The sequence below is a fragment of the Enterococcus sp. 7F3_DIV0205 genome (assembly GCF_002141365.2).
Classification (GTDB): Bacteria; Bacillota; Bacilli; order Lactobacillales; family Enterococcaceae; genus Enterococcus_L; species Enterococcus_L palustris.
In genome coordinates, this window is sequence record NZ_CP147244.1 from 1,366,099 (window position 1) to 1,386,229 (window position 20,131).

21 protein-coding genes and 1 pseudogene are annotated in these 20,131 nt (G+C 37.8%); 1 reads left to right on the plus strand and 21 read right to left on the minus strand.

The window, feature by feature from the left end; translation table 11 throughout:
- Positions 1-11 precede the first annotated feature (11 nt).
- Together A5821_RS06395 and pfkB are read right to left on the minus strand one after the other, a co-directional pair.
- Entirely contained in the window at positions 12-1,421 is a 1,410-nt protein-coding gene (locus A5821_RS06395; RefSeq protein WP_086313745.1) for a PTS fructose transporter subunit IIC, read from the minus strand.
- Between the two features lies 1 nt (position 1,422).
- Positions 1,423-2,361 carry a 1-phosphofructokinase gene (pfkB, locus tag A5821_RS06400; protein WP_086313746.1) on the minus strand — a complete coding sequence of 313 codons (939 nt, stop codon included), beginning with the start codon at positions 2,359-2,361 and terminating at the stop codon, positions 1,423-1,425.
- Positions 2,362-2,521: 160 nt separating this feature from the next.
- Between pfkB and A5821_RS06405 the strand changes: the two genes are divergently transcribed.
- Complete coding sequence (locus A5821_RS06405; RefSeq protein ID WP_086313747.1) at positions 2,522-3,265, plus strand: MurR/RpiR family transcriptional regulator; 744 nt, start codon at positions 2,522-2,524, stop codon at positions 3,263-3,265.
- A 50-nt stretch (positions 3,266-3,315) separates the two neighbouring features.
- Here the strand turns inward: A5821_RS06405 and A5821_RS06410 are convergent, their stop codons facing one another.
- The 19 genes and pseudogenes from A5821_RS06410 to A5821_RS06495 form a co-directional block, all read right to left on the minus strand.
- Entirely contained in the window at positions 3,316-3,471 is a 156-nt protein-coding gene (locus A5821_RS06410) for a hypothetical protein (protein ID WP_170922964.1), read from the minus strand.
- 17 nt (positions 3,472-3,488) lie between these two features.
- Positions 3,489-4,613 carry an ABC transporter permease gene (locus A5821_RS06415; protein ID WP_086313748.1) on the minus strand — a complete coding sequence of 375 codons (1,125 nt, stop codon included), beginning with the start codon at positions 4,611-4,613 and terminating at the stop codon, positions 3,489-3,491.
- Positions 4,610-5,758 (minus strand): ABC transporter permease, encoded by a 1,149-nt coding sequence (locus tag A5821_RS06420; RefSeq protein WP_086313749.1) that lies wholly within the window; start codon positions 5,756-5,758, stop codon positions 4,610-4,612. The genes A5821_RS06415 and A5821_RS06420 overlap by 4 nt, the downstream gene beginning before the upstream one ends.
- Complete coding sequence (locus tag A5821_RS17575; protein WP_422392088.1) at positions 5,755-6,252, minus strand: hypothetical protein; 498 nt, start codon at positions 6,250-6,252, stop codon at positions 5,755-5,757. The genes A5821_RS06420 and A5821_RS17575 overlap by 4 nt, the downstream gene beginning before the upstream one ends.
- A pseudogene (locus tag A5821_RS17580) lies at positions 6,238-6,555 on the minus strand (ATP-binding cassette domain-containing protein); the annotation flags it as partial. The pseudogene A5821_RS17580 and the gene A5821_RS17575, both read right to left, overlap by 15 nt.
- A 320-nt stretch (positions 6,556-6,875) precedes the next feature.
- Positions 6,876-7,877, minus strand: coding sequence for a sulfate/molybdate ABC transporter ATP-binding protein (locus A5821_RS06430; RefSeq protein ID WP_086313751.1), 1,002 nt, complete (start codon positions 7,875-7,877; stop codon positions 6,876-6,878).
- Positions 7,874-8,545 carry a molybdate ABC transporter permease subunit gene (modB, locus tag A5821_RS06435; RefSeq protein ID WP_086313752.1) on the minus strand — a complete coding sequence of 224 codons (672 nt, stop codon included), beginning with the start codon at positions 8,543-8,545 and terminating at the stop codon, positions 7,874-7,876. The genes A5821_RS06430 and modB overlap by 4 nt, the downstream gene beginning before the upstream one ends.
- Before the next feature lie 9 nt (positions 8,546-8,554).
- Positions 8,555-9,376, minus strand: coding sequence for a molybdate ABC transporter substrate-binding protein (gene modA, locus A5821_RS06440; RefSeq protein ID WP_170923004.1), 822 nt, complete (start codon positions 9,374-9,376; stop codon positions 8,555-8,557).
- Between the two features lie 21 nt (positions 9,377-9,397).
- Positions 9,398-10,372, minus strand: coding sequence for a molybdopterin-binding protein (locus A5821_RS06445; RefSeq protein WP_086313754.1), 975 nt, complete (start codon positions 10,370-10,372; stop codon positions 9,398-9,400).
- A gap of 15 nt (positions 10,373-10,387) precedes the next feature.
- On the minus strand, positions 10,388-10,861 hold the full coding sequence (locus tag A5821_RS06450) for a MogA/MoaB family molybdenum cofactor biosynthesis protein (protein ID WP_086314321.1): 474 nt from the start codon (positions 10,859-10,861) through the stop codon (positions 10,388-10,390).
- Positions 10,854-11,288: an MOSC domain-containing protein gene (locus A5821_RS06455; RefSeq protein ID WP_086313755.1), complete on the minus strand. Its 435-nt coding sequence runs from the start codon at positions 11,286-11,288 to the stop codon at positions 10,854-10,856. The genes A5821_RS06450 and A5821_RS06455 overlap by 8 nt, the downstream gene beginning before the upstream one ends.
- A gap of 6 nt (positions 11,289-11,294) precedes the next feature.
- Positions 11,295-12,260 carry a GTP 3',8-cyclase MoaA gene (moaA, locus tag A5821_RS06460; RefSeq protein WP_086313756.1) on the minus strand — a complete coding sequence of 322 codons (966 nt, stop codon included), beginning with the start codon at positions 12,258-12,260 and terminating at the stop codon, positions 11,295-11,297.
- A 24-nt stretch (positions 12,261-12,284) separates the two neighbouring features.
- Positions 12,285-12,785 carry a cyclic pyranopterin monophosphate synthase MoaC gene (gene moaC / locus A5821_RS06465; RefSeq protein WP_086313757.1) on the minus strand — a complete coding sequence of 167 codons (501 nt, stop codon included), beginning with the start codon at positions 12,783-12,785 and terminating at the stop codon, positions 12,285-12,287.
- Positions 12,786-13,005: 220 nt separating this feature from the next.
- Complete coding sequence (gene glp, locus A5821_RS06470) at positions 13,006-14,208, minus strand: gephyrin-like molybdotransferase Glp (protein ID WP_086313758.1); 1,203 nt, start codon at positions 14,206-14,208, stop codon at positions 13,006-13,008.
- Positions 14,209-14,223: 15 nt separating this feature from the next.
- A complete protein-coding gene (fdhF, locus tag A5821_RS06475; protein ID WP_422392089.1) occupies positions 14,224-16,938 on the minus strand; it encodes a formate dehydrogenase subunit alpha in 2,715 nt (904 codons plus the stop codon).
- Positions 16,939-16,945: 7 nt separating this feature from the next.
- The gene (locus A5821_RS06480; RefSeq protein ID WP_170922965.1) at positions 16,946-18,244 is read right to left on the minus strand and encodes a complex I 51 kDa subunit family protein; all 1,299 of its coding nucleotides are present in this window, start codon (positions 18,242-18,244) and stop codon (positions 16,946-16,948) included.
- Positions 18,245-18,255: 11 nt separating this feature from the next.
- Positions 18,256-18,744, minus strand: a complete 489-nt coding sequence (locus A5821_RS06485) for an NAD(P)H-dependent oxidoreductase subunit E (RefSeq protein WP_086313760.1) — start codon at positions 18,742-18,744, stop codon at positions 18,256-18,258.
- The gene (locus tag A5821_RS06490) at positions 18,741-19,334 is read right to left on the minus strand and encodes a hypothetical protein (RefSeq protein WP_249921835.1); all 594 of its coding nucleotides are present in this window, start codon (positions 19,332-19,334) and stop codon (positions 18,741-18,743) included. The genes A5821_RS06485 and A5821_RS06490 overlap by 4 nt, the downstream gene beginning before the upstream one ends.
- A complete protein-coding gene (locus tag A5821_RS06495) occupies positions 19,312-20,121 on the minus strand; it encodes a formate/nitrite transporter family protein (protein WP_086313762.1) in 810 nt (269 codons plus the stop codon). Before A5821_RS06495 ends, A5821_RS06490 begins: the two co-directional genes overlap by 23 nt.
- Positions 20,122-20,131 lie beyond the last annotated feature (10 nt).

Genomic DNA, 20,131 nt, shown 5'->3' on the forward strand with positions numbered 1-20,131 from the left:
CTTTCTATCACTTAAACTGTTGCTTCTATCTTCTCGATTCGACGTTTTTGAATGACTCCTAGCAAAAATCCACCCACGATCGAGCCAGCTAAAATAGCCAATACCCATAGCAAACCATGTGTCACAACAGGTAATACTAAGAAGCCACCATGCGGCGCTGGCACTTGAACTTTAAACATATACGTTAAAACCGCAGCAATCGATGACCCTAACATCATCGTCGGCAATACCCGCAACGGATCTTTTGCTGCAAATGGAATGGCTCCTTCTGTAATATGCGTCGAACCTAAAATAAAATTGACCAACCCAGCATTTTGTTCACTTGTGTCAAAATATTTGCGGAAAAATAGGACCGCGAACCCTGTAATCAATGGTGGTGCAATACAAGCAGCAGAAACACCTGCCATAAAGCTTGTATTTCCTTGGGCTAAAAGCGCTGTTCCTGTCACATAAGCTGCCTTATTCACCGGCCCACCCATATCAAAGGCACACATACATCCAACAATGATGCCTAAAACCAAAGGACTTGAGTTTTCAAACCCAGCTAGAAAATCCATCATGCTTTCATTGATTGCAGACATTGGTCCTGCAATGCCAAACATGATCAATCCTGTGATTGCAACACCTAAAACTGGATATAAGAAAATCGCCTTTAAACCATCTAAAGATTTTGGTAATATTTTAAATACCTTGACTAACCCTAGAACGACATATCCTGCCAAGAAACCAGAAACGATCCCACCTAAAAAGCCAGTCCCGCCATTACTTGCGACTAGTCCGCCAACAAATCCAACGACTAACCCCGGACGTTTGGCAATCCCTTCTGCAATATACGCTGATAAAATCGGTACCATCATGCCCATCGCTAAACCACCGATTTCTTTTAAAGTAGCTGCAAATTGATTGAATTGAGCACTTTCAGGATCAGCAGAGTAAATTCCCCATAAAAATGAAATGGCAATTAGCACTCCACCACTGACTACAAAAGGCAACATATGAGAAACACCATTCATCAGATTTTTATAAATACTATGACCGATTCCTTTAGCTTCATTATTTTTTTCTTCTAAAGTATCTACGTCAACCCTTTTATCACCACCGAATATTTTACCTTTGCCAGCTAAAGCATCATCGATCAAGTTGCTCGCTTCTTTGATTCCTTTACTCACGGGAACTTCAATCACTCTTTTTCCAGCAAAGCGCTCTGCATGAACATCTTTATCTGCTGCAATAATTACAGCGTCAGCGTCTTGAATCTCGGCTTTTGTCAATTCGTTTTCTACACCAATTTGTCCATGAGTTTCAACCTTGATCGTAATACCTTTTACTTTTGCTGCTTGCTCTAAAGCTTCTTGTGCCATATAAGTATGCGCGATTCCTGTAGGACAACCTGTTGCTGCAATCAATTGATACTTTGTCATATTAGCTCTTCCCTTCTATTGTTTGGATTTGAATTTGTTTTTCTAGCTCTTTGATATCACTAAAATCAGTCAACCCTTTTCTAAAAGCTGTCGAACTGCCAGCTGCAATGCTATGTTTCAACGTTTTATCTAGCGCCTCGTTCATCAGCAAACCACTAATGAACGTCCCTAATAAGCTGTCACCCGCACAAGCCGTGTTCACTACTTTTCCTGTCGGAGCATTTCCATAAATAATTCTGTCTTTATCCGCATAGAAGCAGCCTTTTCCACCAAATGACAACAACACTCTTTGCGCTCCTTTATGGATCAATCGTTTCAAATATGTTGGACTTTCTTCCAAAGGAATATCTTTTTTACCAAACCATTTTGCTAATTCTTCTTCATTGGGTTTTAGTAAGTAGGGCTGGTAAACCAAACAATCCATCACACTCATATAGCTACTATCTAAAACTAAATTGACCTTATTTTTGTGAGCAATTTGGCTAATTTCTACTAAAATCATTTCAGAAATCCCTTGCGGCAAGCTGCCTGAAACACATAGATAAGACCCTGCTTCTATTTTTTCGATCCTCTTTAATAGCTCATTGATTTTTTCCCTTGGGATTTTTGGCCCTTTATTGACTAGCTTATATTCAGTTTGCTCTTGGTTAACTTGTGTAAACACGTTGATTCGAGTATTCTCTGCAATAGGAATAAATTCTGTCGCTATCTCCTTCTGATCTAAAAATTCTTCAATGTAACGACCTGTGAAGCCACCACTAAATCCAATGGCTGTACTGTCTATGTTTAATTTTTTCAGAATCAATGATACATTGACTCCTTTTCCATTTGCTTGAATATCATCATCAAGCGTCCGATTGACAACTTTAGGTTCCATTGTTTCGGTTTCGATAAATAAGTCGATTGCTAAATTCATCGTGCACGTATATAGTTGAACCATTTTGCTCCCCCTTTCCTCACACCTGTATTATCAGCTACTTTACTATGTAAATGTTTTCATAATCATAAGAATCACCTGAAAAACGATACAATCTTTATTTATCTATGCTGAAAATGGTATGATGTAAAAAGAATAGGCATTGAAATGGAGGCACGATATCTTGGAAAAATCGCTAAGTGAATCAGAAAAATATTTATGGGATTTTATCGATAAAAATTTAGTGGATATCCCTAATTATTCCATCGTAAAATTAAGTGAAAAAGCCAATGTTTCTACTGCAACGATTGTTCGTGCAATGAAAAAAAAAGGGTATGAAGGCTTTACTTCTTTTAAACATTATTTGAAAGATCAATCCAACACAATGATTAATTTTTCTGGTGTTGAAAAGATCGATGCTGAAATCAAACGGGCCATTTTAAAGAACGAACAAGAAGTTATTCGCACGATCAATATGCTAGATAGTGGTAGTATTGAAGATGCTATTCAAAAAATCAAAGCTGCACAAAAAATTGTCCTTTTTGCTCGCGGTTTTTCTGAATTGATTGCTCAAGAAATGACGGTGAAATTTCAGCTTTTAGGAAAATATTGCGAGATGCATGCTGATCCCAATATTATTACCAGTATGAGTAAAAAAATCACACGTAATGATATCGTTCTATTGATTTCTTTGAATGGCGAAACCCCTGAATTAGTCACAGCTGTGAAAAACTGTTTAAAAAATGACGTTAGTACAATCACTCTGACTGCCAATTCAAGTAGCTCCTTGGCTCACTTATCAGAAATCGTCTTCATTGGATTTAAATCAGAAGGCTCTTACTTTCCAGAATATGAAGTTCGTTCAAGATTACCTCTTTCAATCATGGCAAGAATTCTGCTGGACTCATACGCTATCCGTACAAATTAAGACAAAAAAATAGACGACTGACACTCAATGACTAATTGAGTGTCAGTCGTCTATTTCATTTTATCTACCTTATCCTTGATTTCTTCAGTAGAATAGCGTTTTAGCAATCTTTTTATTTCTCCTTCAACATTAAAGATACTAGCTTTAGTGTACCCTAAATTTTTAAGTGCTACAGTAACATATTGAATAAATTTTTCTTCTTTCAACACGATTCACTCCCGTTTTAAATTTTCCACCGATGAACATTTTTCTTAAAGCAAAAATAGCCTAGAGATAATAACATCATAGTCCCAACACTTAAAACAAAAAGACCATTTACACTATTGATCTGATCATTATGCAATGTTCGTGGCAAACACCAGTTAGCGTAATACTCTTGATTTTCAATTGCAAATAATTCAAATGAGCGAAAATCGTACCCCACAAATAATCGACTCACGTTCAAATATGTAAAAGGATTAAACTGGGCGATTTTTCTCATAAATTCATTGTTCAACGTACTTAAAGTATAGCCTTCAAATAAAATTAGTAGTGTAACAACTAAGCTAAAACTTGTTTTCTTCAACAAAAGACTGACCAAAAAGTGAAGGGCAAAACAAAATGCTAAAACAAACATAAACATCAAAAATACTTGCCCGATGTATTGAATGATTGGAATCATTGTCATCGACTTTTCTGTAAAAACAATCACTGGATAATCAAACGAACTTCCGCCTGAGAACAGAGTTGCTACCACAAAGCCAAAAACTAATACAATCCCCATCACCAACACTGACTGTAGCCATGCCAAAACGTACTTAGTAAAATACAAGTGATCTCTCTTTACAGGTTGAGAAAAATAGAAGTACATACTTTGCTCTTCGATCTCCTTAGTTAAGCTGTCACCAAACAGCAATAACAACCAGACTATACCAAAACCACTCGCCAAATAAGACAATAAGATTGCTGTAAAAATCGTATTTCTTACTCCGTAACGCATCGATTGAGGAGGTATTTTATGTTTTACTAACTCGTCGTTTAACACCGTCCGATAAAACGGATACGTTGGTAGAGTTAATTTCCCATCTAATGATTTCCCCTGATCGGCAGCGGTACGAAAGCCATCTTCTTGTGCTTCTATATTTTGATTCGTCTCTTTCAGAAATTGATCGATTTCAGCACTATAACTACTTTGCCCCATAACGTCTGTTTTATTCCCTATCGCTGAAGCTATATCCTCATTTTCTTTTTGTCCCTGATAGCCATTAAATACAAATAAAATAACGATCATCAAAAGTCCTAATAGCAAAAATAAATAGGTTTTTCGCGTTTGCCATGTTTTCTTTCCTTCAAACAAAATTAGATTCATCTTTTTTTCTCCCTCCAATTTAGTTTCCAAATCAGAGTTAAAATAAGATTCCAGCTGATTAAAACGACCAATTGAATAGCGTAAGAAGATGAAAAGCTACCAGTTATTTCGACTATTTTAGTATTCGTATCCATATAGAAAAAAGGCAGAATAAGACTGATTGCATGTATTTTTGGAATCAGCTTTTCTAAAACGATTGGAATAAACAGGATAACCAGAAATAATCCAAGTACTTCTAAAGCATTTTTCAACCATTTAGACAACAATAATAAGAAACTGATTGCACATGTGATAAAGAGTAATTGTAAACTGATCGTTTTAATCAAAAAGTTCCACAGCGGGATCAACTTAAAAGTTGCTCCTTGATAGACAGCTATCGGATACATCAATGAACCTGTTCCATGTATCAAACTTGCTACGATAAAACCTAAAGCTAGTAACACTAACAAACCACCAACAAAAATACTGACTGCCATAACATATTTGCGCTGGAAAAATCGTTTAGTATTGATTGGTTGTGCTGCCATGAATAAATAATTTTTCCGTTCATATTCGCTTGTTAAAAAGTCAAAAAAGCATAAACCGATCATGATCACTATAAAAAAATTCATCCAATGATTCAGCAAATAATAGACAAAATAAAAACCTTGTTGTCCTATCTCTAAGTTTGAAATAGGAATTTTTCGATCAAGAAGCCATCGATTACGAGCCAGCTGTTCAGCAATATTGGTTTCATTGCGCCAAGGTTCACCACCAAGATCCAGATATTTCTGCTGTAATGTTAAGCGCTCCGTTTGAATCTTGTTTTTTTCAATCCACTTTTTCTCCAACTGAGCAGTGTGTTCATCTTCTAACAGATAAATAATATCGATCAAGATTTTTTGAAGCGCCTGCTCTTTGTTAGAAGGAAACTCCCCGTTCTCATCTAAAAGCAGTAATAATTTGTAATTTTCCTTTGGTCCAGTGTACCCTTGCGGTGGATCGATTTCATCATTAAGTTCTTTTAAGTGGTTAAAAACAGCTTGATCTTCTCCTAGATTCTTATAATAAAGATTCATTAAGGAGACAAAAATCGACAGTATAGCTAAACCGATTAAAATAATATTTTTAGGATTTTTGATCCATTTTTTCCATTCAAAATTCATAATGAACTCCACTGATTTTTACCATATAAATTAAAATACACAGATTCTAACTGACCATTTGTCGCCTGACAATCAAATAATTCTATTTCCTGCTCTTTGCAAAAAGATTGAAACACATTAAATTGCTGTTTAGAAAATGTTCCGACTAGCTTATACTCAGAGAGTTTGGTACATACGACTTCGATTCGTGATAAAAAAGAGAGTGCTTTTTCGAGATCTTTTAAAACGATCATATACTCTATGGTATCGATCATAACCTCTTCTTTGCTAATTAATTTCCCTTTATAGAGAAAGAGCACATGGTCTGTCACTTTTTCAATCTCCTCAAGATTATGAGAAGAAATAATCATCGATACACCTTGATTAGCTAATGTTCGAATAATATTTCGTACTTTGATAATACTATCTGGGTCTAAGCCATTTAACGGTTCATCCATCAAAAGTAACTCAGGTTGGTTGATCAAAGATAACGCTAACAGTAAGTGTTGCTTCATTCCTAAAGAATAATGTTTGACTTTCTTTTTTAAGTAATCAGCAATTCCCAGCTTTATGACTAATTGCTGAAGTTCTTCTTTTGATTTTCCTTGTTCTTTACGAACAAATTCCAAATGATCCCAGCCAGTTAAATTTCCATATAAAATAGAAGCATCTTGTAAATAAGACATTTTATAAAATAAGCGATAATCTGAATTCGGTTGTTCAAATATCTGAATCGTCCCTGAATTGATTGGATCAATGTTTGCAATGCTATTTAATAACGTTGTTTTCCCTGTGCCGTTTGGTGCTACTAAAGCAATGATTTTGGGCTCATCCAACGAAAAATCAAGTTCATCTAAAATTTGCTGTTCACCAAAATATTTGGTTACTCCTTTGATTTCTAAAATCTTCCCCATTTTTATCTTTCTCCTATTATTCTTGATTGCTTTTTCTCTCTACAATCTTCCAATTACTATTTTAGCATTAAGCAATAGATGCAGACTTGTCATTTCAATGAACAATATGTGAATAAAGTTAGAAGGCTATTTTCGGCCAAATAGAATAAGCACCCAAATTGTCTGCTTTAATGGCAAACATTTGGGTGCAAATCAACTGAATCTTTACCGAACCAATTTCTCCCTTATTTTAAAACCATGATTGCCTCCGGTGCAAGACTAAATCTGTTGACTTTACTGGCGTCAATCTGCTTACTGCCTTTCCACCAAAGATCGATTTCTTTACAAGTAAACCAAGCGTTTTGTTCAAACGGTGTTTGCTGGCTAGTGACATATTTTACTTCTACCTGATTGACTTCAATCTCATCAAGCAGCAGATCATGTGCTCGAATACCAATATAACGACAATCTATCGGCACTTTTTTAGCAACTGTTAATGGCGTTTCCCACCCACTAACTTGAACGGTATGAGAATCAATCCGTTTAACAGGGAATATATTTTTACAGCCAGTTAGTCGAGCCGCTTCAATCGTTCGAGGTTGTTTAAATACATCCATTGTTTCGCCTTTGATCAAACCAGTTTCAGTCATGACCACAAGTGATGGACAAAGTCGGTAAAGTTCATCCAAACTATGACTAACGATCAACACATTACCTTTGAAATCCTTCAGATGCCTTTGTAATTCAAGCTGAAGTTCTTCTTTTAACGATGTATCTAACGCTGAAAATGGTTCGTCCAATAATAACAGCTCAGGTTCTGATGCCAACATACGCGCTAAAGCTACTCTTTGCTTTTGTCCACCTGAAAGCTGTGTAGGATAACTGTTTTTTACATTTTCTAAATGAAACATGCGCAACAGCTCTACGATCAATTGCGAATCTTTGGTCACACTCGTTAAATTTTTATAAACTGTTAAGTGAGGAAATAGTGCATATTGTTGAAAAAGTAAACCAACTTTACGTTGTTGCGGGGGTAAATCGATCTTATTTTCCTGATCAAACAACACACGATCGCCTAGCTGAATACGGCCTAAATCTGGGGTTTCGATACCAGCAATACATTTAAGCAGCATGCTTTTCCCACAACCGGATGCCCCTAAAATACCAAGTGTTGTTGCCTCTATTTCAAAGCTTGCAGTCAACAGATGATCTCGTAATTTTTTTTGAATATCAACAAACAGTTTCATGCTTGTGTCCTCCTAGCTTTTCTGCTAAACAGCTCCGTTAAACATAGAATCAACAAACAAATGATCACGATGATTGCAACATATTTTTGCGCCAAAGCCCAATCACCTGCTGCAACCGCTGAATAAATTGCTAAAGGAAGTGTTCGTGTTTTTCCAGCAATATTTCCTGCTAACATGGTTGTAGCACCAAATTCTCCTAATCCGCGAGCAAAAGCCAACACACCCCCTGCTAAAAGCCCATTGATCGCCAGAGGCAAGGCAATTTTCAAAAATATTTTTCGTTCTGAAAAACCTAATGTTTGAGCTGCAGCAATGATTTCAGGATCGATTTGTTCAAAAGCCGCAATGGCCGAGCGGTACATCAAAGGAAATGACACTGCAACTGCTGCAATCACTGTAGCAGTCCTGGAAAAAACAACTTTTACCGCAAAAAAATCCAATAGAAATCGACCAATCGGCTGCTGAACGCCAAAAATATCCAATAAAAAGAAACCAAAAACCGTTGGTGGCAACACCAGCGGTAAGGTGAATAAACTGTTGAACAAGATTTTCAAGCCATGATGCTTGATACGAAAAACCAGATAAGCAATTACCGTTCCACTAAGAAAAGTAAAGATTATCGCCATAATTGCTGTTTGAAACGAAATAATGATCGGACTCAAATCCATCATACCCACCTACTTATTTATAATAAACCCAATATCTTCAAAGTATTTAGTCACTTCTTTACTTTCCAAAAAGGTGAGAAATTTTTGTGCCATTGCTTTTTCTTTTGACCTTTCAACTATACCAACTGGATAAATAATTGGTTCATTTAAGGCATCTTCTGGTAAACCTGCTACGACTTTTACTTTATCATTTGATGCGGCATCTGTAGCATAAACTAGACCAGCTTGAGCACTACCTTGTGCAACCCAATTTAAAACCTCTGTTACATTCGTCCCAAAACTAGCATGCTCCTTGACATACTCCCAATCGCCTAACGCTTTTAACCCTTTTTCAGCGTATTGACCGGCAGGAACACTAGCAGGATCACCTACTGCAATCATTTCTGCTTTCTTCAAATCACTAAAATCCTTCCAATCAGCATCTGAAGAGCTTGGTATGATCATCACTAATTGATTTTGTAGTAAAGGTGTGACGCTATCTTTATCGATCAATTTTTGTGAAACTAACGCATCCATTTGCTTTGTAGCAGCTGAAAAGAAAATATCTGCTTCCAAGCCTTTCTCAATTTGTGACTGTAATTTTCCAGAACTGTCGTAATTCCCTTCAATCGTTGTCCCAGGATTGTCTTCCATGAATGCAGGAATAATTTGTTTTTCCATGACCGACTCAAGACTTGCTGCAGCTGCGATCAATAAATGATGCTCCTCAGCTGAGTTACTGGAATTAGTTGAAACAGTTGTTTTTTTCTCATTTGATGTACAACCCGATACAACTAAAAATACCAGTAATAATAACGCCAGAACACTTACTTTCCGATGTTGTTTCATTATTTCTCCTCCTACAATGCTTTTTTATAAAAAGCCACCGTAACCCAAATGAGCGATTTCTTCTTTGGTTATTTTGTCTTGAGCGATTATTTTCGGCAGGAGTAAATCAAAAACCGTCCGCTTGGAAAACATAACTCCCCCCGGTAAGCCCACAATTGTTTTTTCACCTAAGTAGGCAATCAATAGCATTGACCCAGGTAAAACAGGTGTACCGTGGGAAATAATATCAGCCCCTGTTTGCTTGATTGCTAGCGGCGTGCGATCATCTGGATCGACACTCATGCCACCTGTACAAAGAATAACATCCGCTCCTTTATCTATCATTTCTTCAATTACTTTTGTGATCAGTGCAGGATCATCACTTACGATTTCATGAAATTTGATTGTAGCACTCGGATAATGAGACAGTTTTTCTTTCACTACTGGTGTAAAAGAATCTTCAATCAATCCATTAAACACTTCACTCCCTGTTGTAACGATCCCAACCGTTACAGGTTTAAACGGAATTAACGATAAAATCTTTTTTTTGCCAACCAAGTGTTCTGCATTCATTAATTTCTCTGACTCAATTTTTAAAGGAATAATCCGTGTCCCAGCCAGTTTTTGGCCAGCAGTTACTTTTTGATTGTTTTTCAACGTCGCAATAGCGATTTTGTCGATTGAATTCAGCTTAAATAAAAGCTCTTTATTTACTTTCAACAATCCATCTAATTCAGCGACCACTTCAATTTTGCCTTCTGTGACAGGTGTCGGTTGCATAAATTTCCCTGAGATTAACTGATATAAAAAATCAGCAGCTTCATTTTCGTGGATCAAATTTGACTCCTCAGATTCTAAAAATAAATGTTCTTTTCCTAGTGAAAGTAATATAGGAATATCCTCTGAGGTCACTTGATGCCCCTTAGAAAAGATAGCCCCCTTATACTCTCCTCTAACGATTTTGGTAATATCTTGACATAAAATCAAGCCTTGTGCATCAATCGTTTTTACAACTTTCATTTGTGTTTCCTCCGCTTAATGCTCTGTTTTTCGATCAGTTAAAATATCTAAAGCATGAGGTAAAATAGGCAATACATAGGTCAAATTTTCACTTACACCTTTAGGGTTTCCAGGCAAATTGATAATCAAGGTTTTCCCTCGCTGCACAGCAACCCCTCGGCTCAGCATAGCAAATGGTGTTTTTTGAATACTGGACATGCGCATTCCTTCACTAATACCCGGAATCGTTTTTTCTGCTACACTTAAGGTTGCTTCTGGTGTAATATCACGAACGCCTAATCCGGTCCCTCCAGTCGTTAAAATCAAATCACACATATTACACCACTCCATTAATAAAGCTTTTAGATCTGCTGCTTCATCTGGCAAAATAGTTTGTCTAACCACCTCAAATTTATCAGCGACCAACTGTTTTATGATTTTACCTGATTCATCTTCCCGAAGACCTTGATAGCCTTTATCACTTAGTGTAATGATCCCTATTTTATACAACTTCAAGTCTATCTCCTTTTTTAATATGACCTGCTTCAACAACGACTGCAAAAATGCCTTCTCTAGGCATGATACAATCACCTACACGCGCGTATATCTGACAATGTTTATGGCATTCCTTCCCAATCTGAGTGACCACCAAGGCTGCTTCACCGATCCGAATCTGGCTGCCTACAGGTAATAAACGTAAATCAATTCCTGATACAATAATATTTTCACCAAAAGCACCATTACCAACACGTGCTCCTCGTTCATTAAATTCTGTGATTTTCTCAAAGGACAATAAACTGACTTGGCGATGCCAGTTGCCGCCATGAGCGTCATTTTCTAATCCAAACCCTTTTACTAAGTCTACTTCTGGAATCTCTTTTTTCTGTGTACCTCGTCGTTCACTAATATTGATTCCGATAATTTCTCCGACTGCCATAATCCTTTACCCTCCAATTTGTGACATTAACCGAGAATCGCCTTGACTCTCAAGAAAATGATGTTTCTCAGGTTTTTTTTGAATCGCTGAAAGCACTTGTGCGAATAATAATTCTTTGTTTTTCGTCTGTAAGGCTTCTTTCAGTTCACATCCATCATCCATATGTAGACAGGTTTTCAAACAACCATCAGCGGTGACACGAATTCGATCACACTCTGCGCAAAAGCAATGTCCTAAGGCACTGATAAATCCAATTTTCCCTTTAAAGCCTGTTAAAGAAAAATAGCTTGCAGGCCCATTACCTAATTGTTGGTCAAAAGGGTGCAATTCACCATAAGTTGTCTGTAATATCGACATAATCTCTTCTTGCGTTTTGCCTGGGCAACCTTTCCCCAGTCCAATCGGCATCAATTCGATAAAACGAACATGGATTGCATCAGATTTAGCAAGAGAAGCGATTTCACAAATTTCTTCATCAGTCAGTTCTCCTCTGGCAACAGTATTGACTTTAATATTAGGCAAATCCACCTCTATTGCTTTTTTCAAACCCGCCAGCACCCTTTTCAACTCACCTACTCTGGTAATCTCATGAAATTCATCTGGATCAAGCGTATCGATACTGATGTTAATCCCATCTAATTTAGCCTCTTTTAAGGCACTAGCATATCTTGCGAGTTGAATACCATTCGTGGTTAAAGTTACTTTTTCAATCCCTTTGATTGTTTTGATTGCTTTGATCAACGCAACGGTATCTGGTCTAGTCAGTGGTTCGCCACCGGTGATTTTCACTTTTTTGATTCCTAGATCAGCAAGATTCGTGAGTAAAAAAAGAATTTCATCAAAGCTTAACATTTCTGATTTTTTGAGAAAACACATACCTGTAGCCGGCATACAATAAGTACAACGAAGATCGCAACGATCCGTTACAGATAATCGAACATAGTCAATTTCACGATTAAAAGAATCCTTCATTTTAGTTGTGCTCCTTTTGCCTTTTTATTCATCGGTCACATGGCTTTTAGAAATAAAGTGTCCACTTTTTCCACCGGATTTTTCGACTAAACAAACATTTGTGATCTTCATTTCACGATCAAGAGCTTTACACATGTCATAAACCGTTAATAACGCAATATTTGCTCCCATCAGCGCTTCCATTTCCACCCCTGTTTGAGCAACTGTCTTCGTTACACAGTGAACCGTTAAAATTTGATCCGTTTTCCAGTTGAATACTACTTCACACTTGCTTAAAGCTAAGACATGACAAAGCGGAATCAATTCAAACGTCTTCTTTGCTGCCATGATTCCAGCTACTCTTGCTACCTGAAGGACTTCACCTTTTTTTATTGTTTGATTTTTGATACTATCAGCCACTTCTTTGTTCATATGGATTTCTCCATAAGCGGTCGCTATCCGTGTACTCGTTTTCTTTTCAGAAACATCTACCATACGTGCGTTTCCTTGTTCGTTTATGTGAGTAAATTGCAAAGGCTTATTCATTTAAACACTCCTTAAAACGCTTTCATTTCCAGATTGTTAACTACGTAACATTCTCTTTAGCTTAAGTTTATCACTATAGCTAAAAAAAAACAATCTGATATAAATAATTTTTTTTAGAAACAAAAAAATTAAAAGAGCTGTGAAACAAAAATGACATTCCCTTTTGTTTCACAGCTTTAATCCTGACTAACTAGTGTAAACAACAATACCTAGTACTTCTCTAAAATTTCCAATAATAAACCATCACGTAATCGCCTTTTTTGAATTCCTTTTTAGCAGGTTGATCAATCAAACAGTTCGTTTCAAGTGTATTATGAAAAACAGATGAATAATGTAATTTCGAGACTAAAGAAACAACACCGTCTTTTTCATATGCCCGAATAAAACGACGAATCCTTGACGGCTTTAATGCCTCCATCAATTGGACTTCACGTTTCTCCAAGTTTAACTCTGTACACTTCATAAAATGAGCCAATGTTGACCAATAAAATAAATGAAGATTGACCGCCGAAGCAAACGGATTTCCTGACAAACTTAAAATAACTCGTTTCTTATACAAGCTTGCCATCACAGGCGTTCCTGGTTTCATATTCACAAAGTGGAACAACTGCTCTCCTCCCAGTTGCTGGATCACTTTGGGAACATAATCTTTTTCTCCGACAGATACACCGCCTGTTGTAATCAACAAATCGACTTCTTCTATTTTTTCATGGATCAAGCGAGAAAGCTCAGCAATAGTATCTGAACAATGCTCTTTGAAAATAATTTGACTACCACTTGATTGGATAAAAGCCGCTAATGTATACAAATTACTGTCATAAATTTTTCCAGAGGTTAGTGGTGTTCCTAAAGAAACCAACTCACTACCTGTAGCTAAAATCCCGATTTTCATTGGAGCTAGAACACGAATTTCCTTTATTCCCTGTGCAGCTAATATGCCAACAGCTCGACTGTTGATCAATTGATATTGAGAAATAACTTTTTGATCAAGCTGAACATCTTCACCCACTGCGCCATAATTATCACCAGCTTTGCTTGGTTGATAGATCTTGACTTGTGTATCACCGTAGTCTGTCCATTCTTGTTTGATAACTGCATCATAGCCAGTTGGAATCGGCGCACCTGTCATGATTTTAACTGCAGTCCTTTGCCTTTTTACAAAATCATGTTCTGAATCACCCGCAAAAATCGAATCAATGACAGTTAAGCAAACTGGTTGCTCCATACTAGCCCCTTGTGTTTCCGATGCTACGACTGCATAACCATCCATCCCAGCTCTTGGAAAATGAGGAACAGCTATTTTTGCTCGAATATCTTCGGCACAGACTCGACCTAAAGCCTCTAAAATAGAAACAGTCTCTACTTTTTTTTGCTGGGTGGATACTTGTTGGATTTTTGCCCTAGCTTCTTCGACTTCAATCATTGGCTCAACTCCCTTTTACTTGATTGGTGAAATATCAACTGCACACACCTTGTATTCAGGAATAATCGCAATATCATCAAATTCAGCATTGGTCAGTTCATTGACATTCCCATCTGGAAAATGAAACGTCATAAATACTTCTTGAGGAAAAACTCGATTGCCTACAGCAGCATACGTTTCAATTGTTCCTCTTCTAGATTTAACTTTTACTTTATCCCCTTCTTCAATGCCTAAACGGTCAGCATCTACCTTGTTGATTTCAATATAAGAACGATTGGCAATTTGATTGATTCCCTCTGTACGTCCAGTCATTGCTCGCGTATTGTAGTGATACAGCATTCTCCCTGTAGACATTAAATACGGATAACTTTCATCAGGCAATTCTCTAGATTTCTTATACGGAATTGCCATAAACAAGCCTTTACCACGAGTGAATTCGCCAACATGCATAATCGGTGTACCAGGATCATCTATGGTTCTACAAGGCCATTGCAGACCACCGGTTTCTTCTAAACGCTCATAGTTGATTCCACCAAATGTAGGTGTCACTGCGGCAATTTCATCCATGATCTCCTTGGCTGAATCATAATGACAAGGATAACCTAAACGAGTCATCACGTCACAGAAAATGTCAAAGTCTTCTCTTGCAGCTCCTTTTGGTTCAACAGCTTTACGTACTCTTTGGACACGCCTTTCGGTATTTGTAAATGTGCCGTCTTTTTCAGCGTAACTGATACCTGGCAATACCACATCCGCATAGGCCGCAGTTTCCGTCATGAACAATTCTTGAACAACAAAGAACTCTAAATTTTCTAAAGCTTTGCGCACATGATTCGTATCTGGATCTGTCACGATTGGATCTTCACCAAAAATATATAAACCTTTGATCTCGCCTTTTGTCGCAGCAGGCAACACTTGAGTTGACGTCATTCCGACATTTTTATTCAAAGTTACTCCCCATGCTTTTTCAAATTTCTCCATCACTTGCGGATTTGCAACTTTTTGATAGCCAGGAAAATCATAGGGCATACACCCCATATCACAGGCGCCCTGCACATTATTTTGACCACGCAGAGGGTTGACACCGCAGCCTGGTTTACCGATTTTTCCTACAAGCATTGCCATATTTGACATGCTCATAACGCCTTCTGTCCCAGTAGAATGCTCAGTCACTCCTAAACAATAAATGATAGGTGCTTTTTCTGCGGTAGCATATAATCTAGCGGCTTTGATTAAATCCTCTGCTTTAATATGACAAATTTCAGCAACTTTTTCAGGCGTATACTCTGCAACTATTCGCTCTAGTGCTTCAAATCCCTCTGTTTTTTCTTCAATAAAAGCACGATCAGCCAAGCCTTCTTTTAATATCACATGCATCATTCCATTGGCAAAAGCCACATTTGTGCCAGCTTGAATTTGTAAATGAAGCTCGCAATTTTTCACTAAATCAATTTTACGAGGATCAACTACGATCACTTTAGCTCCACGTTGCATCGCTTGACGAATTTGTGATCCGATGACAGGATGTGCTTCTTCTGGATTTGAGCCAACTAATAGAATTACCTCTACGTCTGTCGTAATATCAGCGATTGGATTCGTCATCGCACCAGATCCAAGTGTATGAGCCAAACCGTGTACAGAAGCAGAATGACAAACTCTGGCGCAATTATCCACATTATTGGTCCCAAAAGCTGCCCGCATCATTTTTTGGAAGACATAATTGTCCTCATTGATCGAACGAGAACAAGAAAAACCTGCCAATGAATCTGGCCCATGATCGCTCTTCAACTGACTAAATTTGTCCGCAACTAAAGTCAACGCTTCATCCCAAGTAGCAGGTTCAAAAACGCCATTACGTTTGATCAACGGTTCCGTCAAGCGATCTCCTGAGCCGACAAATTTATATGAAGCAAACTTTCCTTTGACACAAAGAAGATTTTTATTCGCTGCGCCATTGATTGGCTCAACACCAACAAGTTTATTATTTTTCACTATTAAATTCATCTGACAACCAGTTCCACAATGGGGACAAGTCGTTGGAATTTTTTTCGTTTCCCATTCTCGATAATGTTTGTGGTCCTTACTGACTAAAGCTCCTGTTGGGCAAGAGGAAACACAATTCCCACAAGACTCACAAAGTGACTGATCAAAAGCTGCACCATAACTTGGTGTCATTTTTGTATCAAAGCCACGTTGAGCAATGCTGATCACATCACGTCCTTGGCGCAATTGACAGACCTTAGAACAACGTCTGCACATAATACATTTTTCTGGATCGTAATCAAAAAACGGGTTACTGGTATCTTCTTGATGACAAGGCATCCTCTTTCCATCCGTAAAACTAGTGTCGTCGATTCCATAATCCAAACAATAATCTTGTAATTTACATTCACCATTCTTACCGCATGAAAAACACTCTAATTTATGATTACTCAACAAGAGATCCAAGACAAAACGACGAGAATCGTTCACTCTAGGAGATGCTGTATAAACCACCATCCCTTCTTGACAATGAGCTGTACAAGCTGTTGTTAAACCACCTTTTCGTCCGCCTTCAACTTCGATCGTACACATACGGCATGAGCCATCTGGTGCTAACTCTTTCAGGTGACAAAGTGTGGGAATTTCAATGTTCAACATCGTTGCTGCTTCTAAAACAGTTGTCCCTTTTGGAACAGTAATTTCTTGGTCATCGATCGACATGGTGACGGTTGCTGTTTTTATTTTCATGTTCATCTTACCAAAGTCCCCCTTTTACTGACACAGCTGTTTCTCGGATACCTGCTTCAAATTCCTCTGGAAAATAAGCTAAACCGCTTTTCATTGGATTGGCAACAGATTGACCTAATCCGCAAGCGGAAAGGTTCGTCACATGCATCAACATTTTTTCAAGACGTTCAAGATCACCTGTAACTGCTGTTTGAGTATTGAATTTCTTTAGAAGCTCTAAGATGCGTGTCGTTCCTAAACGGCATGGCGTACATTTACCGCAAGATTCATGGGCAAAAAAAGCCGCTACTTGGACTAAATAATCAACAACGCTCACCTGATCATCCATCACAACGATTGCACCCGAACCAACAGATAAATCTTTATCCCACAAGCCTTTATAAGAATAAATACACGCATCAAGATTCTGAACTGCTCCGATTGGCCCAGATTGTCCTCCGAAATGAATAAATTTTAATGGGTGACCCGTGGATGAACCTCCTCCATATTCTTCAGAATAAAGAATTTCCTGCAGTGGTGTTCCAAGGTTTACTTCATATAAGCCACGATTTTTAATATGACCAGATAAACAAATCAACTTCGTTCCACCGCCGTCTTTGGTCCCAAGATCAAGAAAGGCTTGTCCTCCTTCACGTAAAATGACAGGAATTCCTGCAAAAGATTCCACATTGTTCACTAAAGTAGGCTGTAAATACAAACCAACATCTGCTAAATGAGGTGGTTTCACCCTTGGTCTGCCGGTTTTTCCTTCTATGGAATTTAATAAGGCTGAATTCTCTCCACAAACATACGCTCCTGCACCAGAAATAATCGTGATTTTATAATTGAACCCCTTGATTCCTAAAATATTCTCTCCCAAAAAACCAGCTTTTTCAGCATTATCCAATGCTTCTTGAAAAACTTTCTGAATTCGCCGATACTCTCCCCGCATGTAAATATAACCGGCTTTAGCAGAAAAAAGGTAGCCTGCAATCACCATTCCTTCGATCACGCTCAATGGATCATGTTCCAACAAAGCTTTATCTTTAAAGGTTCCTGGTTCTCCTTCATCTGCATTACAAACGATATATTTGGTCTCGCCTTTCGCTCCATATAAATGCCGCCATTTTTTTCCAAGTGGAAATGCTGCTCCGCCACGTCCTCGCAACTGAGCTAAATCCAACTCATCTAAAATCGTTTCTTTATCCATATCGATTGCTTTCAATAACCCTGAAAAACCATTATATTTCTGATATTCTTCAACATCTGTCGCTTGTTTCATTTTATTTATGCGCGCTAGTAGAACTTGTTGATTTCGTTTGATCATTTTTCTTCCCCCTATAGTTCTTGATAACGTCCACTCTGGAGGTCATCGATCAATTGATAGACTTTCGCCTCTGTCAACTTCCCAAAAACAGTATCTTTGATTTTGATCACAGGTCCCTGGTCACAGGCACCAATACAAGGAATGCTGTGGTACATAAACAATCCATCTGGTGTTGGTTGGCCTTCTGGAACTTCTAATATCATTTCTAGCAGCTCAGCTAACCTATCTCCGCCAGTAAATAGACAAGGCGTACTATTACAAATTTTCAATACATATCTCGCTTGTGGTTCCGTTTTCAAAATTGCGTAAAAACTTAAGATCTCATACACACGAGCTTGTGATAAATGCAATCGATCCGCTACTAATTTAGCTGTTTCTTCGTCAATATACCCTTCTTCTGAAGCATATTGAATCGCAATCAACATGTTCAATATACGCTGTGGATCTGAATCATTTTCTAAAATAATTGCTTCTTTTTCTGACAAACTTAATGAACTCATACTTTTTCTCTCCTATCTTCTTTCTTTTTGCGAGAAAATCGAACACCGTTCGTTGTGTTTATAGGTTTGAATCTATTTGGCAGCTTCGGATTCTCTAAAATAATATCTGCAAAACCTATCACCTTGGCTGCTGATTTTTTAATACTCTTTTGATTATTCATCATGACAAACAATCCTGGTTTGACCACCTCACGAATTGAGTTTGATTCGCAAACGATCAAAGTATCTCTTGGAACAAACTGTAAGAACGTTAAAAAGCCTTCCAACAAATGGTCATGAAATACTTTTAAGAGATATACTTTCTTGCATCCAGCTTTTAACAGCTGCATCGTATCTTTTGCTCCACCAGAATTGCTCTCTTCTATCAGCTCATACCCTTCATCAATACTTGTACAAATACCACAGCCGGCTTCTCCACGTTGACATTTGCCGCGTGCCCCGCTGATTGTAATGATTTTTAAACCATAGATCGCAAAACGTTGATGATTTTCAGTGATTAACTGTTTAGCAATCATTGTCTTACCACTATTTCGCCCAGTTGAACCGATTTGGATCATGTTAGGAATCTCAATACTTTTCGTAAACACCATCTGGCTCACTCGCTTCCTTCTTTCCAGCTGTTACAAACATCAACGGAACAGCTAGAAATAAACTACCTCCTACAGCATTTCCTATAAAAACAAAGAATGTGTTGATAAGGTACTCTGACCACTGAATATTACTAACGGTCGTAAAAATTGCTGCTGGTACGATAAACGCATTGGCTACCACATGTTGAAAACCGCAAACTACAAACACCATGACTGGAAACCAAAGACCAAACATTTTTCCAAGATATGTTTTACCCATTGCACCAAGATAGACTGCTAAACAAACAAAAATATTACAACCGATTCCTGAAATAAATGCTACCAACGGCGGCTCACTGATCTTGGCTTGCGCAACCGAAAGCGTCTTTTCTAAAAAAGCTCCTTCCGTTAATCCGACAACATGTCCAAAGAAATAAGCTACTAAAAACCCGCCGATACAATTAGTAACCAACACAACCAACCAATTGTAGAGCAAACTTGTACGACTAATCTTTTTTTGCAACACACCTAATGTCATCACCATCATATTTCCAGTTGCTAACTCACCTCCAACGAAAGTAAGCGCTACCAATCCGATTGGAAATAAACAACCACCTAAAAATGTTGAGAAACCTCCCCAGCTTTTAGGCATCGTCCCTGAAATCCTAATAAATGACAAATACCCCAATGCAATAAAAGCTCCAGCCATGATTCCTAATATACTCAATCTAAAAAAAGATAACTGACTTTTTTCCACCGCTTTATTGCCTAAACTTGTCACAACATCTTCGCTACTTTCAAAATCCATCCTGAACTCC